At 72.3% G+C, this 22,586-nt stretch carries 21 protein-coding genes and 1 pseudogene; 16 read left to right on the top strand and 6 right to left on the bottom strand.

Annotation, left to right across the window (positions count from 1 at the left end; all coding sequences use genetic code 11):
• A pseudogene (locus BG482_RS34380) lies at nucleotides 1–412 on the top strand (hypothetical protein); the annotation flags it as partial.
• 17 nt (nucleotides 413–429) lie between these two features.
• Here BG482_RS34380 and BG482_RS34385 read toward each other — a convergent pair.
• Nucleotides 430–1,716 carry a PH domain-containing protein gene (locus BG482_RS34385; protein ID WP_069773175.1) on the bottom strand — a complete coding sequence of 429 codons (1,287 nt, stop codon included), beginning with the start codon at nucleotides 1,714–1,716 and terminating at the stop codon, nucleotides 430–432.
• A gap of 164 nt (nucleotides 1,717–1,880) precedes the next feature.
• Nucleotides 1,881–2,393 carry a PH domain-containing protein gene (locus BG482_RS34390; protein ID WP_069773133.1) on the bottom strand — a complete coding sequence of 171 codons (513 nt, stop codon included), beginning with the start codon at nucleotides 2,391–2,393 and terminating at the stop codon, nucleotides 1,881–1,883.
• Nucleotides 2,394–2,424: 31 nt separating this feature from the next.
• Between BG482_RS34390 and BG482_RS34395 the strand changes: the two genes are divergently transcribed.
• Nucleotides 2,425–3,576 carry an NADH-quinone oxidoreductase subunit D gene (locus tag BG482_RS34395; RefSeq protein WP_069773134.1) on the top strand — a complete coding sequence of 384 codons (1,152 nt, stop codon included), beginning with the start codon at nucleotides 2,425–2,427 and terminating at the stop codon, nucleotides 3,574–3,576.
• Nucleotides 3,577–3,684: 108 nt separating this feature from the next.
• Here the strand turns inward: BG482_RS34395 and BG482_RS34400 are convergent, their stop codons facing one another.
• Nucleotides 3,685–4,743: an SAM-dependent methyltransferase gene (locus tag BG482_RS34400; RefSeq protein ID WP_107450852.1), complete on the bottom strand. Its 1,059-nt coding sequence runs from the start codon at nucleotides 4,741–4,743 to the stop codon at nucleotides 3,685–3,687.
• A gap of 182 nt (nucleotides 4,744–4,925) precedes the next feature.
• Here BG482_RS34400 and BG482_RS34405 point away from each other — a divergent pair, with 182 nt between their 5' ends.
• The 3 genes from BG482_RS34405 to BG482_RS34415 all read left to right on the top strand — a co-directional run bounded on the left by BG482_RS34405 (nucleotide 4,926) and on the right by BG482_RS34415 (nucleotide 7,640).
• Nucleotides 4,926–6,128, top strand: a complete 1,203-nt coding sequence (locus BG482_RS34405) for a sensor histidine kinase (RefSeq protein WP_069773176.1) — start codon at nucleotides 4,926–4,928, stop codon at nucleotides 6,126–6,128.
• A 160-nt stretch (nucleotides 6,129–6,288) separates the two neighbouring features.
• The gene (locus BG482_RS34410; RefSeq protein ID WP_069773135.1) at nucleotides 6,289–6,957 is read left to right on the top strand and encodes a response regulator transcription factor; all 669 of its coding nucleotides are present in this window, start codon (nucleotides 6,289–6,291) and stop codon (nucleotides 6,955–6,957) included.
• 50 nt (nucleotides 6,958–7,007) lie between these two features.
• The gene (locus tag BG482_RS34415) at nucleotides 7,008–7,640 is read left to right on the top strand and encodes an AAA family ATPase (RefSeq protein WP_069773136.1); all 633 of its coding nucleotides are present in this window, start codon (nucleotides 7,008–7,010) and stop codon (nucleotides 7,638–7,640) included.
• Between the two features lie 51 nt (nucleotides 7,641–7,691).
• Here BG482_RS34415 and BG482_RS34420 read toward each other — a convergent pair whose 3' ends face one another.
• Both BG482_RS34420 and BG482_RS34425 read right to left on the bottom strand, forming a co-directional pair.
• Nucleotides 7,692–8,798, bottom strand: coding sequence for a DUF5937 family protein (locus BG482_RS34420; RefSeq protein WP_069773137.1), 1,107 nt, complete (start codon nucleotides 8,796–8,798; stop codon nucleotides 7,692–7,694).
• A 169-nt stretch (nucleotides 8,799–8,967) separates the two neighbouring features.
• Nucleotides 8,968–10,149: a low specificity L-threonine aldolase gene (locus BG482_RS34425; protein ID WP_069773177.1), complete on the bottom strand. Its 1,182-nt coding sequence runs from the start codon at nucleotides 10,147–10,149 to the stop codon at nucleotides 8,968–8,970.
• Nucleotides 10,150–10,405: 256 nt separating this feature from the next.
• Here BG482_RS34425 and BG482_RS34430 point away from each other — a divergent pair, with 256 nt between their 5' ends.
• The 10 genes from BG482_RS34430 (at nucleotide 10,406) to BG482_RS34475 (ending at nucleotide 18,923) form a co-directional block, all read left to right on the top strand.
• Entirely contained in the window at nucleotides 10,406–11,389 is a 984-nt protein-coding gene (locus tag BG482_RS34430) for a Rossmann-like and DUF2520 domain-containing protein (protein ID WP_069773138.1), read from the top strand.
• Nucleotides 11,386–12,378 carry a pantoate--beta-alanine ligase gene (gene panC / locus BG482_RS34435; RefSeq protein WP_069773139.1) on the top strand — a complete coding sequence of 331 codons (993 nt, stop codon included), beginning with the start codon at nucleotides 11,386–11,388 and terminating at the stop codon, nucleotides 12,376–12,378. The genes BG482_RS34430 and panC overlap by 4 nt, the downstream gene beginning before the upstream one ends.
• The gene (locus BG482_RS34440) at nucleotides 12,375–14,090 is read left to right on the top strand and encodes an L-aspartate oxidase (protein ID WP_069773140.1); all 1,716 of its coding nucleotides are present in this window, start codon (nucleotides 12,375–12,377) and stop codon (nucleotides 14,088–14,090) included. The genes panC and BG482_RS34440 overlap by 4 nt, the downstream gene beginning before the upstream one ends.
• Nucleotides 14,091–14,095: 5 nt before the next feature.
• On the top strand, nucleotides 14,096–15,097 hold the full coding sequence (nadC, locus tag BG482_RS34445; protein WP_069773141.1) for a carboxylating nicotinate-nucleotide diphosphorylase: 1,002 nt from the start codon (nucleotides 14,096–14,098) through the stop codon (nucleotides 15,095–15,097).
• Nucleotides 15,098–15,113: 16 nt separating this feature from the next.
• Complete coding sequence (locus BG482_RS34450; protein ID WP_069773142.1) at nucleotides 15,114–15,911, top strand: type III pantothenate kinase; 798 nt, start codon at nucleotides 15,114–15,116, stop codon at nucleotides 15,909–15,911.
• Nucleotides 15,912–16,196: 285 nt separating this feature from the next.
• Nucleotides 16,197–16,925, top strand: coding sequence for a hypothetical protein (locus tag BG482_RS34455; protein ID WP_069773178.1), 729 nt, complete (start codon nucleotides 16,197–16,199; stop codon nucleotides 16,923–16,925).
• Nucleotides 16,926–17,002: 77 nt separating this feature from the next.
• On the top strand, nucleotides 17,003–17,182 hold the full coding sequence (locus tag BG482_RS34460; protein ID WP_069773143.1) for a hypothetical protein: 180 nt from the start codon (nucleotides 17,003–17,005) through the stop codon (nucleotides 17,180–17,182).
• 171 nt (nucleotides 17,183–17,353) lie between these two features.
• On the top strand, nucleotides 17,354–17,803 hold the full coding sequence (locus BG482_RS34465; RefSeq protein ID WP_069773144.1) for a BlaI/MecI/CopY family transcriptional regulator: 450 nt from the start codon (nucleotides 17,354–17,356) through the stop codon (nucleotides 17,801–17,803).
• Nucleotides 17,804–17,812: 9 nt separating this feature from the next.
• On the top strand, nucleotides 17,813–18,361 hold the full coding sequence (locus BG482_RS34470; RefSeq protein WP_069773145.1) for an amino-acid N-acetyltransferase: 549 nt from the start codon (nucleotides 17,813–17,815) through the stop codon (nucleotides 18,359–18,361).
• Nucleotides 18,362–18,587: 226 nt separating this feature from the next.
• Nucleotides 18,588–18,923: an Lsr2 family protein gene (locus BG482_RS34475; protein WP_069773146.1), complete on the top strand. Its 336-nt coding sequence runs from the start codon at nucleotides 18,588–18,590 to the stop codon at nucleotides 18,921–18,923.
• Here BG482_RS34475 and BG482_RS34480 read toward each other — a convergent pair.
• Nucleotides 18,902–19,543 (bottom strand): SCO3374 family protein, encoded by a 642-nt coding sequence (locus tag BG482_RS34480; protein ID WP_069773147.1) that lies wholly within the window; start codon nucleotides 19,541–19,543, stop codon nucleotides 18,902–18,904. The two genes, BG482_RS34475 and BG482_RS34480, sit on opposite strands and share 22 nt — an antisense overlap.
• A gap of 430 nt (nucleotides 19,544–19,973) precedes the next feature.
• Between BG482_RS34480 and BG482_RS34485 the strand changes: the two genes are divergently transcribed.
• The gene (locus tag BG482_RS34485) at nucleotides 19,974–22,499 is read left to right on the top strand and encodes an ATP-dependent Clp protease ATP-binding subunit (RefSeq protein WP_069773148.1); all 2,526 of its coding nucleotides are present in this window, start codon (nucleotides 19,974–19,976) and stop codon (nucleotides 22,497–22,499) included.
• Nucleotides 22,500–22,586 lie beyond the last annotated feature (87 nt).

A 22,586-nucleotide genomic window follows, 5' to 3' on the forward strand; every position in this document is an offset into this window, starting at 1 on the left:
CCCCGGCCGCGGAGCCGCCCCCGCCGCCGAGCCCGCCGCCCCCGCCGAGGCGGGCGCGGTCGTCCGACGTCCCGCCGCTCCCGCGCAGCGCCCCTCCGGACATTTCGCCGTGCCGACCGCCGTGGCCGTCGTCCCGGCCGCCGAACCGCTACGGCGGCCGACCGCCGAAGGCGGCTTCGACTTCTTCGGCACCAAGAGCGACGCGGACCCCGACGCGTTGGAGGCGGTGCAGAACGAGGACCTCGCCGACGTCGTCGGTCAGGAGGCCCTCGCGCTCCACAAGGCCGAGTCCGAGGCGGAGTTCAAGCCGGCGGACGAGGCCGCGCGCGGAGTGGGCCAGGTCATCGACCTGACCGCGCACGACGAGACGGAGCACATCGACCTCCAGGGCCTGCGCAGCGCCGTCTCCTGACCGCCTGTCCGGGCCGTCTAAGCCATCCACCGGTCGGGCCGGGCGTCCAGGCGCCCGGTCCGTGATCGTTCGGCCTGGCCGCCGAGCAGCTCCGCCGCCTGCTGTGCGTCCCGCAGGCGTGCTGTGACGGTCTTGCCCGCCCCTGTGTCCACATGGACGTTCGCGAGCCGCCAGAGGCGCTGCCAGGGCCCTTGCGTCAGTCGCACGCTCTGGACCTTGGCGTGCGGCACGAGCGTCAGTCTCCGGCGCAGCAGTCCGTGCCGGGTGGCGAACACGGCGTCGGTGACGGCGGTTCCGTAGCCCCGCCACCACACCGGCACGCACCGTCCGGCCCGTCGCGGCGGGCGCGAGAGCGAGTCCGCGGCCGGGACGCTCACCCCCGGCAGCACACGCGCGACGACGGCTTCCGCGGCCTCGCGCGGAGCGACCGGCACGAGCACGGAGTTGGCGGAGCCGGCCACGTCCAGTTCGACGCGCACCCAGCCGAGCCGCCGCCACAGCAGCGGCTGGACGATGCGCACGGTCTGCACCCGGCCGGGGGGCACCGTCTCGTGCGTACGGTCCAGGAGCCCGCGGTCGATGCGCAGGCCGTCCGGCGACTCGCCGACCGTCCAGTCGTACTCGCCGACGAACCGTCCCGCACTCGTCGCGCCCGCCGCGCCCAGCAGCGGCACTCCGGTCGCCAGGACCGTCCACACGCTGTGGGTGGCCAGCCACAGGACCGGCGGCACGACGAGGGCGGCGGCCAGCGCCCCCCAGGTCGCGCCGGTCAGCGCCAGCGCGATCGCGAGCTTGCGCGGTGGCACGCGCAACAGCTCGCGCGCGGGTGCTTCGCCCACTTCGTGCGCCGTCTCCGGCGCGAATCCGGCCGCCCGCGCGAGCAGCTCGGCCCGCAGCGCGCGGGCCTCCTCCTCGCCCAGGAAGGCCAGTTCGTCCTTCTTCTCGGCGCCGACGACGTCGAGCCGGAGCTTCGCGACGCCCGCTATCCGGGCCAGCAGCGGCTGCGTGACGTCGATCGCCTGAATGCGTTCCAGCCGGATGTGCGCGGCACGCCGGAACAGCAGGCCGGTGCGGATGCGCAGTTCGCTGTCCGTCACCGCGAAGTGGGTGAACCACCAGGTCAGGAAGCCGTACAGGGAGGCCGCCGGGACGAGGACGGCCAGCGCGATCAGCAGGGTGGTCGTGGTCAGCCGGGTCAACTGCTCCTGCGCCTGGTTCGGGTCGTGGACCGCCCAGCCGACGAGGACCGCGATGGGCGCCCAGGCCCGCCGGAACGGCGTGAAGGGATGCAACCGCCGCTCGATGACGGCCCGCCCCGAGCGACCGGCCCCGGCCGTCCCGGACTCCCCGGCCGTCCCGGACTCCCCGGCCGCCCCGGACACTTCCGGACCACCCGGCTCGTCCGGTGCGCGGGGCTCGTCCGGCAGGCCGGAGCCGTCCGGTGCCTCGTCGTCGACGTTCGGGGTCGTCACAGGCCCGCCGATCGGGCTTCGCCGAGGGCGGTGAGGCGGTCTCTGAGCCGTTCCGCCTCGGACGGGTCCAGGCCCGGGATGGCCGCGTCGGTCGCGGCGGCCGCGGTGTGCAGCTGGACGCTGGCCAGCCCGAAGTAGCGCTCGACGGGTCCGGAGGTGACCTCGACGAGCTGCATGCGCCCGTACGGCACCACGGTCTCCTCGCGCCACAGCACGCCGCGGCTGATCAACAGGTCGTCAGCGCGCTCGGCGTACCGCCAGGAGCGCCAGTTGCGGCCGAGCAGGACCCAGCCCCAGGCGACGCCGGCCAGGGGCAGCAGCGCGAACGCCGCCCAGGCAGGGCCGACGATCAACCCCAGCAGCAGGCCCACTCCGATGGCCACCAGTCCCAGCCACACCACCAGCAACAGCCGCCGCATCCGCAGCAGCCCCGGCGGCAGCCCGCTCCACACCGCTGCCACCGCCGTCGTCTCCGCGCCCCCCGGGCTTCCCGGGCTCCCCGTCTCCATGGGGTCAGCGTACGTAGGGGAGACTGTCGCCATGACTCCTACGACGGAGACCACGGTCGGGATCGGCGGTGCCGCGGAGAGCACCGACATGGTGCTCAACATCGGGCCCCAGCATCCCTCGACGCACGGCGTGCTGCGGCTGCGGCTCGTGCTGGACGGCGAGCGCATCCGGCACGCGGAGCCGGTGATCGGCTACATGCACCGCGGCGCGGAGAAGCTGTTCGAGGCGCGCGACTACCGCCAGATCGTGATGCTGGCCAACCGCCACGACTGGCTGTCGGCGTTCTCCAACGAGCTCGGCGTGGTCCTCGCGGTGGAGCGGATGCTCGGCATGGAGGTCCCCGAGCGGGCCGTGTGGACGCGCACGCTGCTCGCCGAGCTGAACCGGGTGCTCAACCACCTCATGTTCCTGGGGTCGTACCCCCTGGAGCTGGGCGGCATCACGCCGGTCTTCTACGCGTTCCGTGAGCGCGAGGTGCTGCAGAACGTCATGGAGGAGGTCTCCGGCGGGCGCATGCACTACATGTTCAACCGCGTCGGCGGCCTCAAGGAGGACCTGCCGGCCGGCTGGACCTCCCGCGCGCGGGAGGCCGTCGCCGCCGTGCGCTCCCGGACGGACGTGTACGACGACCTGGTGCTCGGCAACGAGATCTTCCGCGGGCGCACCCGTGACGTGGGCGTTCTCGCACCGGAGCATGTGCACGCGTACGGCGTGAGCGGTCCGATCGCGCGCGGTTCGGGCGTCGACTTCGACCTGCGCCGGGACGAGCCGTATCTGGCGTACGGGCAGCTGCAGGACACGCTGAAGGTGGTCACCCGGACCGAGGGCGACTGCCTCGCGCGTTTCGAGTGCCTGCTGGAACAGACGCACAACGCGCTCGACCTCGCGGACGCCTGCCTGGACCGTCTCGTCGACCTGCCGCCCGGCCCGATCAACCAGCGGCTCCCGAAGGTCCTCAAGGCGCCCGAGGGGCACACGTACGCGTGGACCGAGAACCCTCTCGGCATCAACGGCTACTACCTCGTCAGCAAGGGCGAGAAGACGCCGTACCGGCTGAAGCTGCGCTCGGCGTCGTACAACAACATCCAGGCGCTCACCGAGCTGCTGCCGGGCACCCTGGTCGCTGACATGGTGGCGATCCTGGGGTCGATGTTCTTCGTGGTGGGAGACATCGACAAGTAGGCCCCGGCCGGGCCGCCGGTGACCCTCGGACGGCGTCAGACGATCACCGGTGGGTCGGTGGCCGGTCAGTCGACGGCGGTCAGCCGGCGGCCCGTAAGTCGATGGCGGTCAGTCGGCGGCCGCGTCCTGGTCGCGTCCGGTGCCGAGCGGGTCCGCGATTCCCACCGGCTGGAGCAGCCAGCCGAAGTCGCCCAGGCCGCCCCGCGCGGTGAGCTCCGAGGCCTGTGCGGCGCCCGCCAGCGCGCGCAGGTACCTCGAGGGGTCCGTGGAGGCGAGCGCGAGCGGTGGGCGGGTCCCGGTGACGCCCAGGGCGTGGAGTGCGGCGCGTTGGCCGAGCAGACGCGCGCGGGACGTGGCGGACGGCCCTCCCGTGGTGGCCTCCGCTGTCGCCTGCGCGCACGCGTCCAGGGCGACGTGGGCGGTGATGTCGCACGAACCGTCCGGCACCGGCGCCGTCCCACGCCCCTCCCGGAAGCCGGTGAGCGTCCCGAACGGGGGGCGCGCGCCGGCGGAGTGCGCGTAGTCCACGGCCACCGCGAGCCCGCGTACGACGCAGGCCACCGCGGACGCCCACGCCGTGTCCCGGGGGAGCCCGATCTCCGCCCGCAGCCCTTCCTCGCCCGGCAGCGGCCACCACCGCGCGAGCCACCGCGCCTGAGCGCCGGAGACCGGCTCGCCGAGCCGCTCCGCCCCGTCGTCCCGGACGAGCACCAGGCGCGGCACGCCGGCGGAGTCGACCTCCGCGACGTCGAGGGGGACGTTGTCCAGCCACTCGTTGGCGAAGAGCAGACCGTTGATCTCCTCAGGCGGATCGGGCAGCCACTCGATCCGCTGAGCGAGGCCGTCGGGGCGGTCGGCGATCTCGACGGCGCACGCGCGCGTGCGGGCGGCCACGTCGGCGGGGAGCGCCGCCAGTACCCCCGTGACCAGCTCGCCCCGGCCGGCGGCCATGTCGACGAAGTCGAGCGAAGGGGGCCGTCCCAGTGCTTCGTCGACCCGGCAGAGCAGACGGGCCACGGCCTCGGCGAAGAGCGGCGACGCGTGCACGGACGTACGGAAGTGCCCGGCGGGCCCCTCGGGGCGCCGGTAGAAGCCGCCCGGCGTGCGCTGCTCGCGCGGTGCGTCCGCGCCGGTCCGCGCGGCCGTGCCGTACAGGGCGTCCTGCATGGCTGCCCGCCAGCCGCGCCACCCGCCCGAATCGGTCACCTGGTCCACCGTCCGTCGTTCACCACCCGGTCAGACTAGGCGTACAGGTGATCACGGCATCCACCTTGCGGAGTACGCCCGCCCGGACCGGATCGGCCCTCCGGTTGACCCTGCACGCATCGGCCTTCCCTACGCTGGGTTACGTGCAGCGCCTCTATGACTTCCTTCGCAGACACCCGACCAGGGTCGACGGCTTCTGGGCCCTCGTCCTGTTCGGGATCTCCGCCGCTGCCGGAACCGCCGGGCAGGACCGGGGCGGCACCGACTCCATGGCGTTGCTGGTGCCGGTCGTCTTCCTGCTGTGCCTGGTCATCGCGTTGCGCCGGCGGATGCCCGAACAGATGCTCGTGCTCGCCGCCGTGCTGGGAACAGCGCAGCTGGTGCTGGACGTCGGGGTCACGGCAGCCGACTTCGCCCTGCTGGTGATCGTCTACACGGTCGCGGCGACCGGCGCCGGCTGGGCCTCGCGTCTCGCCCTGGTCATGGCGCTGAGTGCGGCCACCCTGGCGCAACTGCGCTGGCCGCACGAGAACGCGAGCGTGCCGGGCCAGGTGGCGGTCATCGTCTTCCAGACGGTGCCGTTCGCCCTGGCCTGGGTGCTCGGCGACTCCATGCGCACCCGGCGCGCCTACTTCGCCCAGCTGGAGGAGCGCGCGGCGCGCCTGGAGAAGGAGCGCGAGGCGCAGTCGAAGGTCGCGGTCGCCGCAGAGCGCGCCCGGATCGCGCGTGAGCTGCACGACGTCGTCGCGCACAACGTGTCGGTGATGGTGGTGCAGGCCGACGGCGCCGCCTATGTCCTCGACGCCGCGCCCGACCAGGCGAGGAAGGCGCTGGAGACGATCTCCTCGACCGGCCGCCAGGCGCTGGCCGAGATGCGGCGCCTGCTGGGCGTGCTGCGCACCGGCGAACACCAGGAGGGCGGCGAGTACGTGCCGCAGCCTGACGTCGAGCAGATCGAGGACCTCGTCGAGCAGTGCCGCGGCTCCGGCCTGCCGGTGGACTTCAAGGTGGAGGGCACCGCGCGGCCGCTGCCCAGCGGAGTCGAGCTGACGGCGTACCGCATCGTGCAGGAGGCGCTGACGAATACGCGTAAGCACGGCGGACCGAACGCCGGCGCGAGCGTGCGGCTGGTCTACTTCGACGACGGTCTCGGGCTGCTCGTAGAGGACGACGGCAAGGGCGCCCCGCACGAGCTGTACGAGGAGGGCGGCGCCGACGGCGCGGGCCACGGCCTGATCGGCATGCGCGAGCGGGTCGGCATGGTGGGCGGCACCCTGGACGCGGGCCCGCGGCCCGGCGGAGGATTCCGCATCAGCGCGCTGCTCCCGCTCAAACCAGCGCATTGACGCCGATGCACGCCCCGCGTTGACACCTGTCACGCCCCCTGTGACGTCCCCCCGGGCACTGCCCGCACCGCCCGCCCGCACCGCCCGCCCGAATCGTCCGCCAGAACCGCCCGGCCGCCGGAGACATTCGGCGGAATCAGAAAAAACGGAAGAGGACCCGATGACGATCCGCGTGATGCTCGTCGACGACCAGGTGCTGCTGCGCACCGGGTTCCGGATGGTGCTCGCCGCCCAGCCGGACATGGAGGTCGTGGCCGAGGCGGGCGACGGCGTCGAGGCCCTGCAGGTGGTCCGCTCCACGGCGGTCGACGTCGTGCTGATGGACGTCCGTATGCCGAAGCTGGACGGCGTGGAGGCCACCCGGCGCATCTGCGCCGAGCCCGACGCGCCGAAGGTGCTGATCCTGACCACGTTCGATCTGGACGAGTACGCGTTCTCCGGGCTGAAGGCGGGCGCCTCCGGGTTCATGCTCAAGGACGTGCCGCCGGGCGAGCTCCTCACCGCCATCCGCTCCGTGCACAGCGGCGACGCGGTGGTCGCCCCGTCCACCACCCGCCGTCTGCTGGACCGGTTCGCGCCGATGCTGCCGAGCACCGGCAAGGAGCCCCGGCACAAGGAGCTGGAGCGGCTGACGGAGCGCGAACGCGAGGTCATGGTGCTGGTCGCCCAGGGGCTGTCCAACGGGGAGATCGCGGCCCGGCTGGTGCTGTCCGAGGCCACCGTCAAGACCCACGTGGGCCGCATCCTGACCAAGCTGGGGCTGCGCGACCGGGTCCAGGTCGTGGTCCTGGCGTACGAGACCGGGCTCGTCCGCGCGGGCGGCCTGTGAACCCGCGGGAACGAGCCGCCCGCGAGTCCGGCGGCCACTAGGGTCTGCGCATGCTCCTGTGGATCAACGGCCCCTTCGGGGGCGGCAAGACACAGACCGCACACGAGATACGACGCAGGCTGCCGGGCAGCGTCGTCTGCGACCCCGAGCACGCCGGGTTCGGGCTGCGCCGGATGCTGCCGCCCGACCTGCGCGGGGACTTCCAGGACCTCGCATCGTGGCGGCAGGGCGTCGTCGAGGTCCTCGACCTGGCCCTCGGCGCGCACGACGGCGTGATCATCGCCCCTATGACCGTCACCGATCCCCGGTATTTCGACGAGACCGTCGGCCGGCTGCGTGAACTCGGCCACGACGTGCGCCACTTCACGCTCCTCGCCGAACGCGAGACGGTCCTGAAGCGGCTATGGGAACGCGGTCTCGGGCACCTCCTCGGGTTCGCCATGGGCAAGAACGCCGGTCTGCGCCGGGAGAGTTGGGCCGTTCAGCAGCTCGACCACTGCCTGGAGCGGCTGCAGGAGCCGGAGTTCGCCGAGCATCTGTGGACGGACCACACGACCGTGCCGAGGACGGCCGACCGCATCGCCGTCCTGGCCGGGCTGACGCTCAGCCCCAACACCGAGGGCGCGCTGCGGACACGGCTGCGACAGGCCGGGGTGGGCGTGCGGCACATCCGGTTCGACTGACCTTCCGGGAGTCGGCCCCCCGCGCGGCGACCGTGACACGGCCGTCGAGCCTCAGCGGAGTATCCCTTCCAGGAAGTCGCTGCCCAGCCGGGCCACCACCGTCACGTCGAGCTGGTGCAGCACATAGCGGCCGCGCCGGCGGGTGGTGACCAGACCGGCCTTCTTCAGGACGGCGAGGTGCCGGGATATCTCGGGGGCCGTCCTGCCGTGCACCTGGGCCAGCTCGGTCGTGGTGTACGCGCTGCGTGCCAGCAGCCGGCAGATCCGCATCCGGACGGGGTGGGACAGCGCCGTCATCCGCAGGGTCAGCTGTTCCACCGACGGGGGCGACGCCAGCTCGGGCGAGCCCACCGGGTAGTGCAGCACCGGCTGCCAGCCGTACCGGTGCAGCACCATGAGATGCGGCCAGCCCAGACTCGTCGGCACGAGCAGCAGGCCGCCGTCGCCGGTGGAGCTCCGGCCCTGGACCAGTTTGTCCACGGTGATCCGAGTGCCGCTCTCGTCGAGCGTCACGGCAGAGGACACCGAGGTGAGCGTCTCCGCCAGGCCCTTGTGGCGCAGGAGGTCCGTCTTGTGGCGGGCGTCGGCGGCGAGCGGCAGGCGCACCCGGGCCCAGACGTCGGCGAAGAACTCCTCGTCGCAGTCCTCCAGGAACTGTCGCAGCCAGCCACGCACGCGTGGCGGGTCCTCCAGCAGTCGTCGCGTGAACCGCACCTGCCGCGGCCCGCGCGTGGCGGCCAGGTCGAGCGCGCGGCGGCACAGCTCCGGATGGGAGAGCAGGGTCGGGCCCGGCAGGTCGTACCCGGGCGCGCAGGTGAACTCCAGCGCGGAGTCGACGAACTGTTCGTCCGTCAGCTTGTCCAGCAGGTCGAGCTCCTCGGCGAGCGTGGCGCCGGGGAGCGTGCTGCCGCCGGGGATGCCCGCGTACGGCAGGAAGAGGTCCGAGAACGTCGTCCGCCACAGGAAGTCGGCCTCGCACATCCGGTCGGCCAGGTGCGAGTCGAGCCGGGCGGTCACGGAGGTGACCCAGCCCTGCAGGCCGGGATGGTGCCCCGGCTCGGACAGCGCGTGCAACGCCATGCCGAGCTCGGCGAGTGGCGAGGGCACGACGGCGACCCTCTCCGGCCGCAGCCCCGCGATGTCGATGCTCAGACTCATGCCCACATGGTGCACCCGGCCACTGACAAAGCCCGGCCCGGCCCGGCCCGGCCCGGGCGGGATGGGGTGGGTGCGGTGCGCTGCGGTGCTCCCGGCCCGCCGGGCGCCCGGCGGGCCGGGAACACGGCGGGCCGATCCCGGCCGTTCCCCGGCGCTCAGGGGCCTCGGCCTACCGGGCCCGGGCCGCCTCGGCCGCCCGGGTCGCGAAGTCCGCGACCGCCGCCTTCACGTCGTCGGCCGTCCAGGTCAGCCCGGCGGCGCGGACGGTGACCTCGGTGAAGGACAGTCCCGGTCCGCCGCGGTCCCACGCACCGGCGAAGAGCATCGTCTTCGTCTCCTCGGCCTGCGACGCGGCCGCCTCGGCGAGGACGTCCGGCTCGTACGGCAGCCAGACCTGGAACTGGTGTGTGTGCGGGACCTCGGGATGCACGCGCGCCCACGGCATGTCCGTCCCGGCGAAGCCCTCGCGCAGGGCTGCGGCCACCACCCGCGCGTGGGCCACGTACTCCGGCAGCCGGGGCAGCTCGCGCTCCAGGCCGACGAGGGCCGACAGGGCGGTGGGGAACTGCTGGAAGACGGTGCCGCCGTAGCGGTGCCGCCACGCCTTCGCCTCCTCCACCAGGGTCTTCGGACCGGCGAGCGCGGCGCCGCCGAAGCCGTCGAGCGACTTGTAGAACGACACGTAGACGCTGTCCGCCAGGTCCGCGATCTCCTGCAGGCCGCGGTCGAAGTGGTGGGTCGTCTCCCATAGGCGTGCGCCGTCGAAGTGCACCACCGCGTCCCGCTCGCGGGCCGCCTCCACGACCTCGGTGAGCTCCTCCCAGGAGGGCAGGACGAAACCGGCGTCCCGGAGGGGCAGCTCCAGCATCAGGGCACCGAAGGGCTCGTCGAACGTGCGTATCTCCTCGGCCGTGGGCAGCCGGGGCTCGCGCGTCACCCGGACCGTGCGCAAGCCGCTGACGGCGCCGAACGCGCCCCGCTCCCACACCTCGGGATGGCTCAGCGCGTGCAGCGCGACGGTCTGGTTGCCGGTACGGCCGGCCCAGCAGCGCAGGGCGACCTGCTGGGCCATCGTGCCGGTGGGGAAGAACGCGGCGGCCTGCGTCCCCAGCAGCCCGGCGACCCGCTGCTCCAGGGTCTCCACGACGCCGTCCCCGTAGACGTCCGCGGGTTCGTCCAGGTCGTGGACCTCGGAGGCGGCTTCCTGCAGCACCGCGAGCCGGTCCCGCAGCGTCCCCTGGAACCCCGCGCGGGACAGCACGCGCTCCGCCTTCCGGTGGGCGAGCGCCCGCCGCTCCCGCAGGCGCTGCTGCGCCGGCTGTTCCTCGCTGTGCTCCGCCGTGTACGTCATGCCCCGGATGATGCCGTGCGGCGCCTCGTGCGGACACACGCGCGTACCGCCCCGCCGTTGCCTCGTCCCGGTCTCCCCCTGACGCGTCCGCGTCCCGGTCCTGACACGACACCGCACCGGCCCTTGGCCGCGCGCGGAAAACGGGTGGGAAAACCCACAGCCTGTGGACAACCGGGCTCCCCCGGAACCGATCGCGTTAACATGACGAGAAATCGTCCGGTACCCGGAGCGGACTGGAACGGAAGGCCGCCGTCGAGTGAGTACACCCCAACAGCCAGACCCCAGGGACCGTCCCGCGCGGCTCGCCGTCGGCGTAGTCGGCGCCGGCCGGGTCGGGCCCGCCCTGGCCGCGTCGCTCCAACTCGCCGGGCACCGGCCGGTCGCCGTCTCGGGCGTCTCCGACGCCTCCAGGCGACGAGCCGCGCTCCTGTTGCCCGACGTGCCCCTGGTGCCGCCCGCCGAAGTCCTCCAGCGGGCGGACCTGGTGCTGCTCACCGTCCCCGACGACGCCCTGCCCGGGCTCGTGGAGGGCCTCGCCGACACAGGGGCCGTACGGCCGGGCCAGCTCCTCGCGCACACCTCCGGGCGTTACGGCGCGAAGGTCCTCGACCCCGCCCTGCGCGCGGGTGCGCTGCCGCTGGCCCTGCACCCGGCGATGACCTTCACCGGCACCCCCGTGGACGTCCAGCGGCTGGCCGGCTGCTCCTTCGGCGTCACCGCGCCCGAGGAACTGCGGCTGGCCGCCGAGGCGCTCGTGATCGAGATGGGCGGCGAGCCGGAGTGGATCGCCGAGGAGAGCCGCCCGCTCTACCACGCCGCTCTCGCCCTGGGCGCCAACCACCTGGTCACGCTGGTCGCCCAGTCCATGGAGCTGCTGCGCGTGGCCGGCGTGGAGGCCCCCGACCGGATGCTCGGCCCGCTCCTCGGCGCCGCCCTGGACAACGCCCTGCGCTCCGGCGACGGCGCGCTCACCGGCCCCGTCGCGCGCGGGGACGCCGGCACGGTCGCCGCGCACGTCGCGGAACTGCGCGAGCACGCCCCGCAGGCCGTCGCGGGCTATCTGGCGATGGCCCGCGCGACCGCCGACCGCGCGCTCGCCCACGGACTGCTCAAGCCCGAACTGGCCGAGGATCTCCTGGGGGTGCTCGCCGACGAAGCCCAGCGCGTCCCCGGTGCTCCCGGCTCGGGGGGCCCGGACGGCACGGACGGTACGGACGGCACCGAAGGAGACGCGGGATGACCACCGCCCTGCTGCGCACCGCCGACGAACTGCACGCACGCACGCGTGGCGGCCGCCGGACCGTCGTGATGACCATGGGCGCCCTGCACGAGGGCCACGCCACTCTCGTGCGCACCGCCCGCGAACTCGCCGGACCGGACGGCGAGGTCGTCGTCACGGTCTTCGTGAACCCGCTGCAGTTCGGCCAGGGCGAGGACCTCGACCGCTACCCGCGCACCCTCGCCGCAGACCTCGAGATCGCCGAACAGGCGGGCGCGGACGTCGTGTTCGCCCCCTCCGTGGACGAGGTCTATCCCGGTGGGGAGCCTCAGGTCCGCGTCACCGCGGGCCCGATGGGCGAGCGTCTGGAAGGAAGCTCCCGCCCGGGACACTTCGACGGCATGCTCACCGTCGTCGCGAAGCTGCTGCACCTCACCCGGCCCGACACGGCTCTGTTCGGGCAGAAGGACGCCCAGCAGCTCGCCCTGATCCGCCGCATGGTGCGGGATCTGAACTTCGGCGTGCAGGTCGTCGCCGTGCCGACCGTGCGCGAGGAGGACGGGCTGGCTCTGTCGAGCCGTAACCGCTACCTGTCCGCCCCGGAGCGACGCACCGCGCTCGCGCTGTCCCGGGCGCTGTTCGCCGGCCGCGACCGGCATGCCGCACAGGAGGCGCTGCGGGCCCGCGCGCGTGAGGTGCCCGCCACCCACGCGCGCGCCGAGGCGCTCAGCGCCCTCGGCGAGTCCCGCGCGGCCGCCGACGCGCACGCCGTCGCCAAGGCCGCTCCCGGCGACCCCGCGGGCGTCCGCGCGGCCGCCCGCACGGTCCTCGACGAGGCGGCCCGTCTCGTCCCGCCGCTCGAGCTGGACTACCTCGCGCTCGTCGACCCGTCCGACTTCACCGAGATCGAGGACGGCTTCACCGGCGAGGCCGTCCTCGCCGTCGCCGCCCGGGTCGGCACGACCCGGCTGATCGACAACCTCCCCCTCACCTTCGGAGCCGCCTCGTGACCAGCACAGGCATACGACTGCACGCGCCCGCGCCCGGGTGGAACATCGACGCGGACGTCGTGGTCGTCGGCTCCGGCGTGGCCGGTCTGACCGCGGCTCTGCGCTGCGAGTCCGCCGGCCTGACGACGGTCGTCGTCACCAAGGCCCGCCTCGACGACGGCTCCACGCGCTGGGCGCAGGGCGGCATAGCCGCGGCCCTGGGCGAGGGCGACACACCCGAACAGCACCTGGACGACACGCTGGTGGCCGGCGCGGGCCTGTGCGACGAGGACGCCGTGCGCATCCTGGTCACCGAGGGCCCCGACGCCGTGCGCCGGCTGATCGCGACCGGCGCCCACTTCGACGAGTCCGAGGAAGGCGGCCTGGAGCTCACCCGCGAGGGCGGTCACCACCGTCGTCGTATCGCGCACGCGGGCGGTGACGCGACCGGCGCGGAGATCTCCCGGGCGCTCGTCGAGGCGGTCCGCGCGCGGGGCATGCGCACGATCGAGAACGCCCTCGTCCTGGATCTCCTCACGGACGCCGAAGGCCGTACCGCCGGCGTGACCCTGCACGTCATGGGCGAGGGGCAGCACGACGGCGTGGGGGCCGTGCACGCCCCCGCGGTCGTCCTCGCGACCGGCGGCATGGGCCAGGTGTTCTCCGCCACCACCAACCCATCCGTGTCCACCGGCGACGGCGTGGCGCTCGCCCTGCGCGCGGGCGCGGAGGTCTCCGACCTGGAGTTCGTCCAGTTCCACCCGACCGTGCTGTTCCTCGGCGCGGACGCGGAGGGCCAGCAGCCCCTCGTCTCCGAGGCCGTGCGCGGCGAAGGCGCCCACCTCGTCGACGCGGACGGTGTGCGCTTCATGGTGGGACAGCACGAACTCGCGGAACTCGCGCCGCGGGACATCGTCGCCAAGGGCATCATGCGGCGCATGCAGGAGCAGGACGTCGAACACATGTTCCTCGACGCCCGGCACTTCGGCGCCGCCATGTGGGAGCACCGCTTCCCGACGATCCTCGCCGCCTGCCGCGCCCACGGCATCGACCCGGTCACCGAGCCCGTCCCGGTCGCCCCGGCCGCCCACTACGCGTCCGGAGGCGTGCGCACCGACTCCCGCGGCCGGACCACCGTGCCCGGGCTCTACGCGTGCGGGGAGGTCGCCTGCACCGGTGTGCACGGCGCGAACCGGCTCGCGTCGAACTCCCTCCTGGAGGGCCTCGTCTACGCCGAGCGCATCGTGACCGACATCGCCGCGAGCAGGGCGGGCGACGCTCTCCACGCGCGGGTGCCCGCGCCCGTCGAGCACCCCGAGAGGCCGGCGCACCCGCTGCTCGCCCCCGAGGCCCGGTTCGCCATCCAGCGGGTGATGACCGACGGTGCGGGCGTCCTGCGCTCCGCCGAGTCCCTGGAGAAGGCCGCCGACCAGCTCCAGCGACTGCATTCCGAGGCACGCGACGCCCTCGACGAGAACGGCAAGACGGCCGAGCCGGGCGTCGACACCTGGGAGGCCACCAACCTCCTGTGCGTCGCCCGCGTCCTGGTCGCCGCCGCCCGGCAGCGCGAGGAGACCCGGGGCTGCCACTGGCGCGACGACCACGCAGACCGCGACGACGCGAACTGGCGCCGCCACATCGTCGTACGACTGAATCCGGACCGCACGCTCGCCGTACACACCACCGATACCGCAGACTTCCCCCCGACCCGGCAGCACCACCAGGAGCAGTGACAGACGTGAGCACCCCCGACCTTCCCCTCGCCCGGAGCGGCGGCTGCGGCGACGGCTGTGCCTGCGGCGCCGACGCAGACGCCGAACGCACCGACGAGGGATACGCCGAATACGAGGAGTGCGGGCTCGATCCCGCGCTCGCCCAGCTCCTGGCCGACGCCGGGCTCGACCCGGTCGAGGTGGAGGACATCGCCAACGTCGCGATCGGGGAGGACCTGGCCCACGGCGTCGACGTGACGACCGTCGCGACCATCCCCGAGGAGGCGGTCGCCACCGCCGACTTCACCGCGCGCGAGGCCGGCGTGGTGGCGGGCCTCAGGGTCGCCGAGGCGGTCGTCTCGGTCGTCTGCACGGAGGAGTTCGAGGTCGAGCGGCACGTGGAGGACGGCGACCGGGTGGAGGCCGGGCAGCTGCTGCTGTCGGTCACCACGCGCACGCGTGACCTCCTCACCGCCGAGCGCAGCGCGCTCAACCTGCTGTGCCGACTGTCCGGCATCGCCACCGCCACGCGCGCGTGGGCGGACGTCCTGGAGGGCACCCGGGCACGCGTGCGCGACACCCGCAAGACGACGCCGGGTCTGCGCTCGCTGGAAAAGTTCGCCGTCCGCTGCGGCGGCGGCGTCAACCACCGGATGTCGCTGTCCGACGCGGCCCTGGTCAAGGACAACCACGTGGTGGCCGCGGGCGGCGTCGCCCAGGCCTTCGAAGCCGTCCGGGAGGCCTTCCCGGAGGTGCCGATCGAGGTCGAGGTGGACACCCTGCACCAGCTGCGCGAGGTGATCGACGCCGGCGCCGATCTGATCCTCCTGGACAACTTCACCCCCGGTGAGTGCGAGGAGGCTGTGGGCATCGTCGGCGGGCGGGCCCTGCTGGAGGCGTCGGGCCGGCTGACCCTGGACAACGCCAAGGCGTACGCCGACACCGGCGTGAACTTCCTCGCCGTCGGGGCACTGACGCACTCCTCGCCGATCCTGGACATCGGTCTGGATCTGCGAGCGGCTGAGTAGGGAACGGGAACCGGCCATGCTGCTGACGATCGACGTGGGCAACACGCACACCGTGCTCGGTCTGTTCGACGGTGAGGACATCGTCGAGCACTGGCGCATCTCGACCGACCCCCGTCGTACCGCTGACGAACTCGCCGTGCTGCTCCAGGGCCTGATGGGCATGCACCCGCTCCTCGGGGACGAGCTGGGCGACGGCATCGACGGGATCGCGATCTGCGCGACCGTGCCCTCCGTGCTCCACGAGCTGCGCGAGGTGACGCGCCGGTACTACGGCGACGTGCCCGCCGTGCTCGTCGAACCGGGCGTGAAGACGGGCGTGCCGATCCTGTTCGACAACCCCAAGGAGGTCGGCGCCGACCGCATCATCAACGCGGTCGCGGCGAATGAGCTCTACGGCGGCCCGGCGATCGTCGTCGACTTCGGCACGGCCACCACGTTCGACGCGGTCAGCGCGCGCGGGGAGTACGTCGGCGGCGTCATCGCCCCCGGCATCGAGATCTCCGTGGAGGCCCTCGGGGTCAAGGCCGCACAGCTGCGCAAGATCGAGGTGGCCCGGCCCCGGAGCGTGATCGGCAAGAACACGGTCGAGGCCATGCAGTCCGGGATCGTCTACGGGTTCGCCGGCCAGGTCGACGGCGTGGTGACCCGGATGGCCCGCGAACTGGCGGACGACCCGGACGAGGTCACGGTGATCGCGACGGGCGGGCTGGCGCCGATGGTGCTCGGCGAGTCCTCGGTGATCGACGAGCACGAGCCGTGGCTGACGCTGATCGGCCTGCGCCTGGTGTACGAACGCAACGTCTCGCGCATGTGAGCCGCGCCGCCTCCCGCGCGGGGCGGCGCGGACGGGGTGCGGGCGGGGCTGCGGGCCGACCCGGCGGTCGAGCCCTCGGCCGGGTCCTCGGACGGCAGTCGGGCCGGTCCGGGGGCGGCAGCCGGGCCGGACCCCGTGCGAGGCGGGCAGGCCCTGGGCCATCGGAGGGTGAGCGGTGGGCCACCAGGGCGGATCCGGGCGCGCCGCGGTCAACCCTTATGTCGAATTTGTCTGATTAGCGCGTATCGTCGCCGCATGCCCACGCCCTATCGATCCCGCGGCGGCCTGGCGTTCGGCGCGGAGGAGCTGCGTGTGCTCCGCCGCGCCCTCGCCATCGCCCTCCACCCCGGCCCCGTCTCCGCCGAGGACGTCCAGGACTGCCATCGCCTCGCCGAGTCGCTCGACGAGGCGATGGGCGAGGCCGCCCGGCTGCGGGCCTTCCTGGTGGCCGACCTCGGCCGGTACCGCGCAGCCCTCCCCGGCACCGCCGCCGGCTATCTCACGCTCCTGGAGGAGGTGCTGGCCACCGGCTACCGGCCCGAGCCGGACGATCTCGCCGCGCTGCGCGCCCTGCGCGGCAACCCGACCGCCGCCGCCCTCCTGGACCGCTGCCAGGTTCTCGCCGAGCAGGACGTACGCGCCCGTCTGGCGCGGCGTGCGGTCCGCCGGGCCGCATCGGCCGTCCCCACCGTGCCCGCGTCCCGTACGCGGCTCCAGGCCCTTCCCGGGGGCCTCTCCGGTGCGCGCCGCACCGGCCTCGCGCTCGCGGTCGCCGCCGAGGAGCCGCCGACCGGGATGCCGGGAGCCGACGAGTCGGGGAAGAAGCCGGACCCCGCGCCGCGGAAGGAGCCCACCGAGAAGCCGGCCGCTCCTGCGCCCGGTCCGGGGCCCGTCCCCGTCAAGCCCGACACGGAGCCGGCCCGCCGACCCGTCCCCACGCCCGGCGAGGTCTTCCCGCGACGCAAGCCGACCCCGCCGCCCCCCGAACAGCACCAACGGCTGGCCGTCGGCTGACCCGGCCACCCCCGCCCCCGGATCCGGCCGCCCGCCCCCGTCCCCGCATCCGGTTCCCGGCTGGCTACTCTGGAGCCATGGACTACGTCTCCGCGCTCGTGCCTCCCGTCGTCATGGCCGTGTTCTTCGTCGGCCTGATCAGGGTGATCGTGAAGACCCAGGGCGGGGCCAACAAGGCCAAGGAGGACGCGGCCGTCGACGCCGCGCTCGCGCGCGCGGAAGGCGCCCGCCGGGCCCCCGCCGGCCCGGACGCCTGACGACCCGCCACGCCGGCACGACCCCGCAGGGCGTGCGTCTCCTTTCGGAGCCGCACGCCCTTTTTGCTCCTGTTTGATGACGAAGGTGCACGTCCGGCACGCGATTGGCGAGATCTCCCACTATTGTTCTGAACTGTGCCTCGCCCATTGGGAGAACTCGAAGACGCGGTCATGACGCGGGTGTGGAAGTGGAACCGCCCGGTGACCGTTCGAGAAGTCCTGGAAGACCTTCAGCAGGAACGGTCCATCGCGTACACCACGGTGATGACCGTTTTGGACAATCTCCATCAGAAGGGCTGGGTACGCCGTGAAGCGGAAGGCCGGGCCTATCGATATGAGGCGGTCTCGACCCGGGCCGCCTACGCCGCCGCCCTGATGAACGACGCATGGTCCCAGAGCGACAACCCCGCCGCGGCTCTCGTCGCCTTCTTCGGGATGATGAGCGACGAACAGCGCGGTGCGCTGCGCGACGCCGTACGCATCGTCCAAGGTCCCGAAACCGCCGAACCCGCACCCGCCGAACCTGCAACTGCCGCAAGTGCCGAGAGCGCGGGGAGTGGGGCGGCCAACGGCAGTGCCGGGGAGAACCCCGCCTCGGCATCGGAGGGCGGCGGGCGATAGCGTCCGCACATGTCAGCAGAGAGTCCCTCGGCCGAGAACCTCGAAGTCACCGCTAAAGCCATCACCGTCCGGCGGGCCCGGACCGGCGATGTCGCCGCCGTGCGCCGTCTCCTTGACGCCTACGTCCGCGGCGGCATCCTGCTCGACAAAGCGACGGTGACTCTTTACGAGGACATCCAGGAGTTCTGGGTCGCCGAACGCGACGACAACGCCGAGGTGGTCGGCTGCGGCGCCCTGCACGTCATGTGGGAAGACCTGGCCGAAGTGCGCACTCTCGCGGTGAAGCCCGGGCTCAAGGGAGCCGGCGTCGGCCACCAGTTGTTGGAGAAGTTGCTCCACACCGCACGCTGGCTCGGCGTTCGCCGTGTTTTCTGTCTGACCTTCGAAGTGGACTTCTTCGGCAAGCACGGCTTCGTGGAGATCGGTGAGACGCCGGTCGACACCGATGTCTACGCCGAGCTGCTGCGTTCCTATGACGAGGGCGTCGCGGAGTTCCTCGGACTCGAACGAGTGAAACCGAACACCTTGGGCAACAGGCGGATGCTTCTGCATCTGTGATCGTCCCCGCCCATTCCGGTCGGCCTGCCTTGCCCGGGTTCCCTATGTCCGAAACGCGCACGTTTCCGGGCGGGGGCCGGGCTGCGGGTCTCTGCCAAGGGTTTGTGTTTTCCCAGCAAAAGCGGTTTGCTTTCCGACGTACTGCAGTACTGCATATAACAGGGTGCGGCTAAACGGCGGACGCCGCGGACCCCCGGCCCTCACGTTTTCGATGAAAGGAAATCCGGTGGCACAGAAGGTTCAGGTCCTTCTTGTCGACGACCTCGACGGCGGCGAGGCGGACGAGACCGTGACGTTCGCGCTGGACGGCAAGACGTACGAGATCGATCTCACGACCACCAATGCCGACAAGCTGCGTGGACTTCTCGAGCCCTACGTGAAGGGCGGCCGTCGTACCGGCGGACGTGCTTCCGGCGGGCGGGGAAAGGCGCGCGCCGCGTCCGGCGGCAGCCAGGACACCGCTCAGATCCGCGCGTGGGCGAAGGAGAACGGTTTCGAGGTCAATGACCGCGGCCGAGTTCCGGCGACGATTCGTGAGGCCTACGAGAAGGCCAACGGCTGAGCGCACGCGCGCCGCAGTCGGACACGGTGACAATGAGTCGCCAGCGTGTCCACCAGCCGTACGAGATCGGGGGCGCGCCCAGCGGCCCCCCACGCCGACATCGTCGGCAGCGAGGCCTCGACCTCGCACCCTGCCACGGGGGGCCGCAGCCAGACGGCGGCCCCCTGCACCGGCCCGGGGCGGCGCGGTCCCGGAGCGCGGCCCTGGTCGCGGTCCGGCAGGCGAGCGGGAGGCGGCGGCGCCTCGACGGTCCCGCCCGCGCCGATCGCCGTCAGGTCGAGTGGCACTGCGCCCCACTCCAGCCACTGCAGGATCCCCGGCACCTCCTCCGCGCCGCCCGCCGCCACCAGCAGCCGCATCCGGTCGCCCCGCACGGCCACCGGCGACTCCGGCGCCAGGCGTCGCAGCGCCGCGAAGCCCGCCTCGGCCGGCACGTCCAGGACGTCGAAGCGCTCACCCACCGAAAGTCGTACCGGCGACCCGGGCACGGTCGTCCAGCCCAGTTCGTTCTCGTACCAGCCGCGGATCCGGTCGTCCGGGTCGAGAGGCCGTCGAGGGAGGGGAACGGTGGTGATCGCGGCGGCGGCCGAACGAGCTGCCGGGGAAACTGAGCCAACCATGCCGAGTGCAACCGCCGAAAAGCCCCGCGAGTTACGCTGGGTGTTTCTGTGACTGCACGGTGTTCCGACCGGGGAGGCGGGTGCGGGTGCGGGGAGACGCAAGGTTGTTCGCCCGTAGCGGAGGGAACGGGCGCGCACGGCATGGAGTGTCAGTCCCGGCGGGTAAGACATCCCTAGTGGGAGGGGGCGACACGCAGGAAAGGCCGTCTCACGTTCGCCATCGGCGTACTGGCGACTGGGGTATCTGCCTGGCCTGCGGGAACATCGTCTCGCACCATCGGGTTGGAGCAGATGTCGGCGTTCGGGGTCAGGAGGCCATCGACGGTGTCGGCAGTTGGAATGAGCGGTCCCCGCTTGCGGGACTAAGCTGCGGAAGGACAGGGAGGGGAAGTTCCCCCCACTGCCTGACCGCTCTGAGGAGCGATTAACGATGTTCGAGAGGTTCACCGACCGCGCGCGGCGGGTTGTCGTCCTGGCTCAGGAAGAAGCCCGGATGCTCAACCACAACTACATCGGCACCGAGCACATCCTCCTGGGCCTGATCCACGAGGGTGAGGGTGTCGCCGCCAAGGCCCTTGAGAGCCTCGGGATTTCGCTCGAGGCGGTCCGCCAGCAGGTGGAGGAGATCATCGGGCAGGGGCAGCAGGCCCCGTCCGGGCACATCCCCTTCACCCCCCGTGCCAAGAAGGTCCTGGAGCTGTCGCTCCGCGAGGCCCTTCAGCTGGGCCACAACTACATCGGCACGGAGCACATCCTGCTCGGCCTGATCCGTGAGGGCGAGGGCGTCGCCGCCCAGGTCCTGGTCAAGCTGGGCGCAGATCTCAACCGGGTGCGGCAGCAGGTCATCCAGCTGCTCTCCGGTTACCAGGGCAAGGAGACCGCCACCGCCGGCGGGCCTGCCGAGGGCACGCCCTCGACGTCCCTGGTCCTCGACCAGTTCGGCCGGAACCTCACCCAGGCCGCTCGTGAGTCCAAGCTCGACCCGGTCATCGGGCGCGAGAAGGAGATCGAGCGGGTCATGCAGGTGCTGTCCCGCCGCACCAAGAACAACCCGGTCCTGATCGGTGAGCCCGGCGTCGGCAAGACCGCCGTCGTCGAGGGCCTCGCCCAGGCCATCGTCAAGGGCGAGGTGCCCGAGACCCTCAAGGACAAGCACCTCTACACCCTGGACCTCGGCGCCCTGGTCGCCGGCTCCCGCTACCGCGGTGACTTCGAGGAGCGCCTGAAGAAGGTCCTCAAGGAGATCCGCACCCGCGGCGACATCATCCTGTTCATCGACGAGCTGCACACGCTGGTCGGTGCGGGTGCCGCCGAGGGCGCCATCGACGCCGCTTCGATCCTGAAGCCGATGCTGGCCCGAGGTGAGCTCCAGACCATCGGCGCCACCACGCTCGACGAGTACCGCAAGCACCTGGAGAAGGACGCGGCCCTCGAGCGCCGCTTCCAGCCCATCCAGGTCGCGGAGCCGTCGCTGCCGCACACGATCGAGATCCTCAAGGGTCTGCGCGACCGGTACGAGGCGCACCACCGTGTCTCCATCACGGACGAGGCCCTCGTCCAGGCCGCCACCCTGGCCGACCGGTACATCTCGGACCGCTTCCTGCCGGACAAGGCGATCGACCTGATCGACGAGGCCGGTTCCCGGATGCGCATCCGCCGGATGACCGCTCCGCCGGACCTGCGCGAGTTCGACGAGAAGATCGCCGGCGTGCGCCGCGACAAGGAGTCCGCGATCGACTCGCAGGACTTCGAGAAGGCCGCCTCCCTCCGTGACAAGGAGAAGCAGCTCCTGGCCGCCAAGGCCAAGCGCGAGAAGGAGTGGAAGGCCGGCGACATGGACGTCGTCGCCGAGGTCGACGGCGAGCTGATCGCCGAGGTCCTCGCCACGGCCACCGGCATCCCGGTCTTCAAGCTGACCGAGGAGGAGTCCTCGCGTCTGCTGCGCATGGAGGACGAGCTCCACAAGCGGGTCATCGGCCAGGTCGACGCCGTCAAGGCGCTGTCGAAGGCGATCCGTCGTACGCGTGCGGGCCTCAAGGACCCGAAGCGTCCCGGTGGTTCGTTCATCTTCGCCGGCCCCTCCGGTGTCGGTAAGACCGAGCTGTCCAAGGCGCTCGCCGAGTTCCTCTTCGGCGACGAGGACGCGCTGATCTCCCTCGACATGTCGGAGTTCAGCGAGAAGCACACGGTGTCGCGTCTCTTCGGTTCGCCCCCCGGTTACGTGGGCTACGAGGAGGGCGGCCAGCTGACCGAGAAGGTCCGCCGCAAGCCGTTCTCCGTCGTCCTCTTCGACGAGGTCGAGAAGGCCCACCCGGATATCTTCAACTCGCTGCTGCAGATCCTGGAGGACGGTCGTCTGACCGACTCCCAGGGCCGGGTCGTGGACTTCAAGAACACGGTCATCATCATGACGACCAACCTCGGCACCCGGGACATCTCCAAGGGCTTCAACCTGGGCTTCGCGGCCTCGGGCGACTCGAAGACCAACTACGAGCGCATGAAGAACAAGGTGTCGGACGAGCTCAAGCAGCACTTCCGCCCCGAGTTCCTCAACCGCGTCGACGACGTGGTCGTCTTCCCGCAGCTCACGCAGGCGGACATCCTGCGGATCGTCGACCTGATGATCGGCAAGGTGGACGAGCGGCTGAAGGACCGGGACATGGGCATCGAGCTCTCCCAGTCCGCCAAGGAGCTGCTGTCCAAGAAGGGGTACGACCCGGTGCTGGGTGCGCGTCCGCTGCGTCGCACCATCCAGCGCGAGATCGAGGACACTCTCTCGGAGAAGATCCTCTTCGGCGAGCTGCGCCCCGGTCACATCGTGGTCGTGGACACCGAGGGCGAGGGTGACACCAAGACGTTCACCTTCCGCGGCGAGGAGAAGGCGGCGCTGCCCGACGTCCCGCCGATCGAGCAGGCGGCCGGCGGAGCCGGACCGAACCTGAGCAAGGAGGCCTGACCCTCCCGGGTCGAGCCGAAGAAGGGGGCCGGTGCTTTCCAGCACCGGCCCCCTTCGCATGCCCTGAGGGTGGTGAGACATCCGCCC

This window comes from Streptomyces sp. LUP30, assembly GCF_001746365.1.
In the GTDB taxonomy this organism is placed as follows: domain Bacteria; phylum Actinomycetota; class Actinomycetes; order Streptomycetales; family Streptomycetaceae; genus Streptomyces.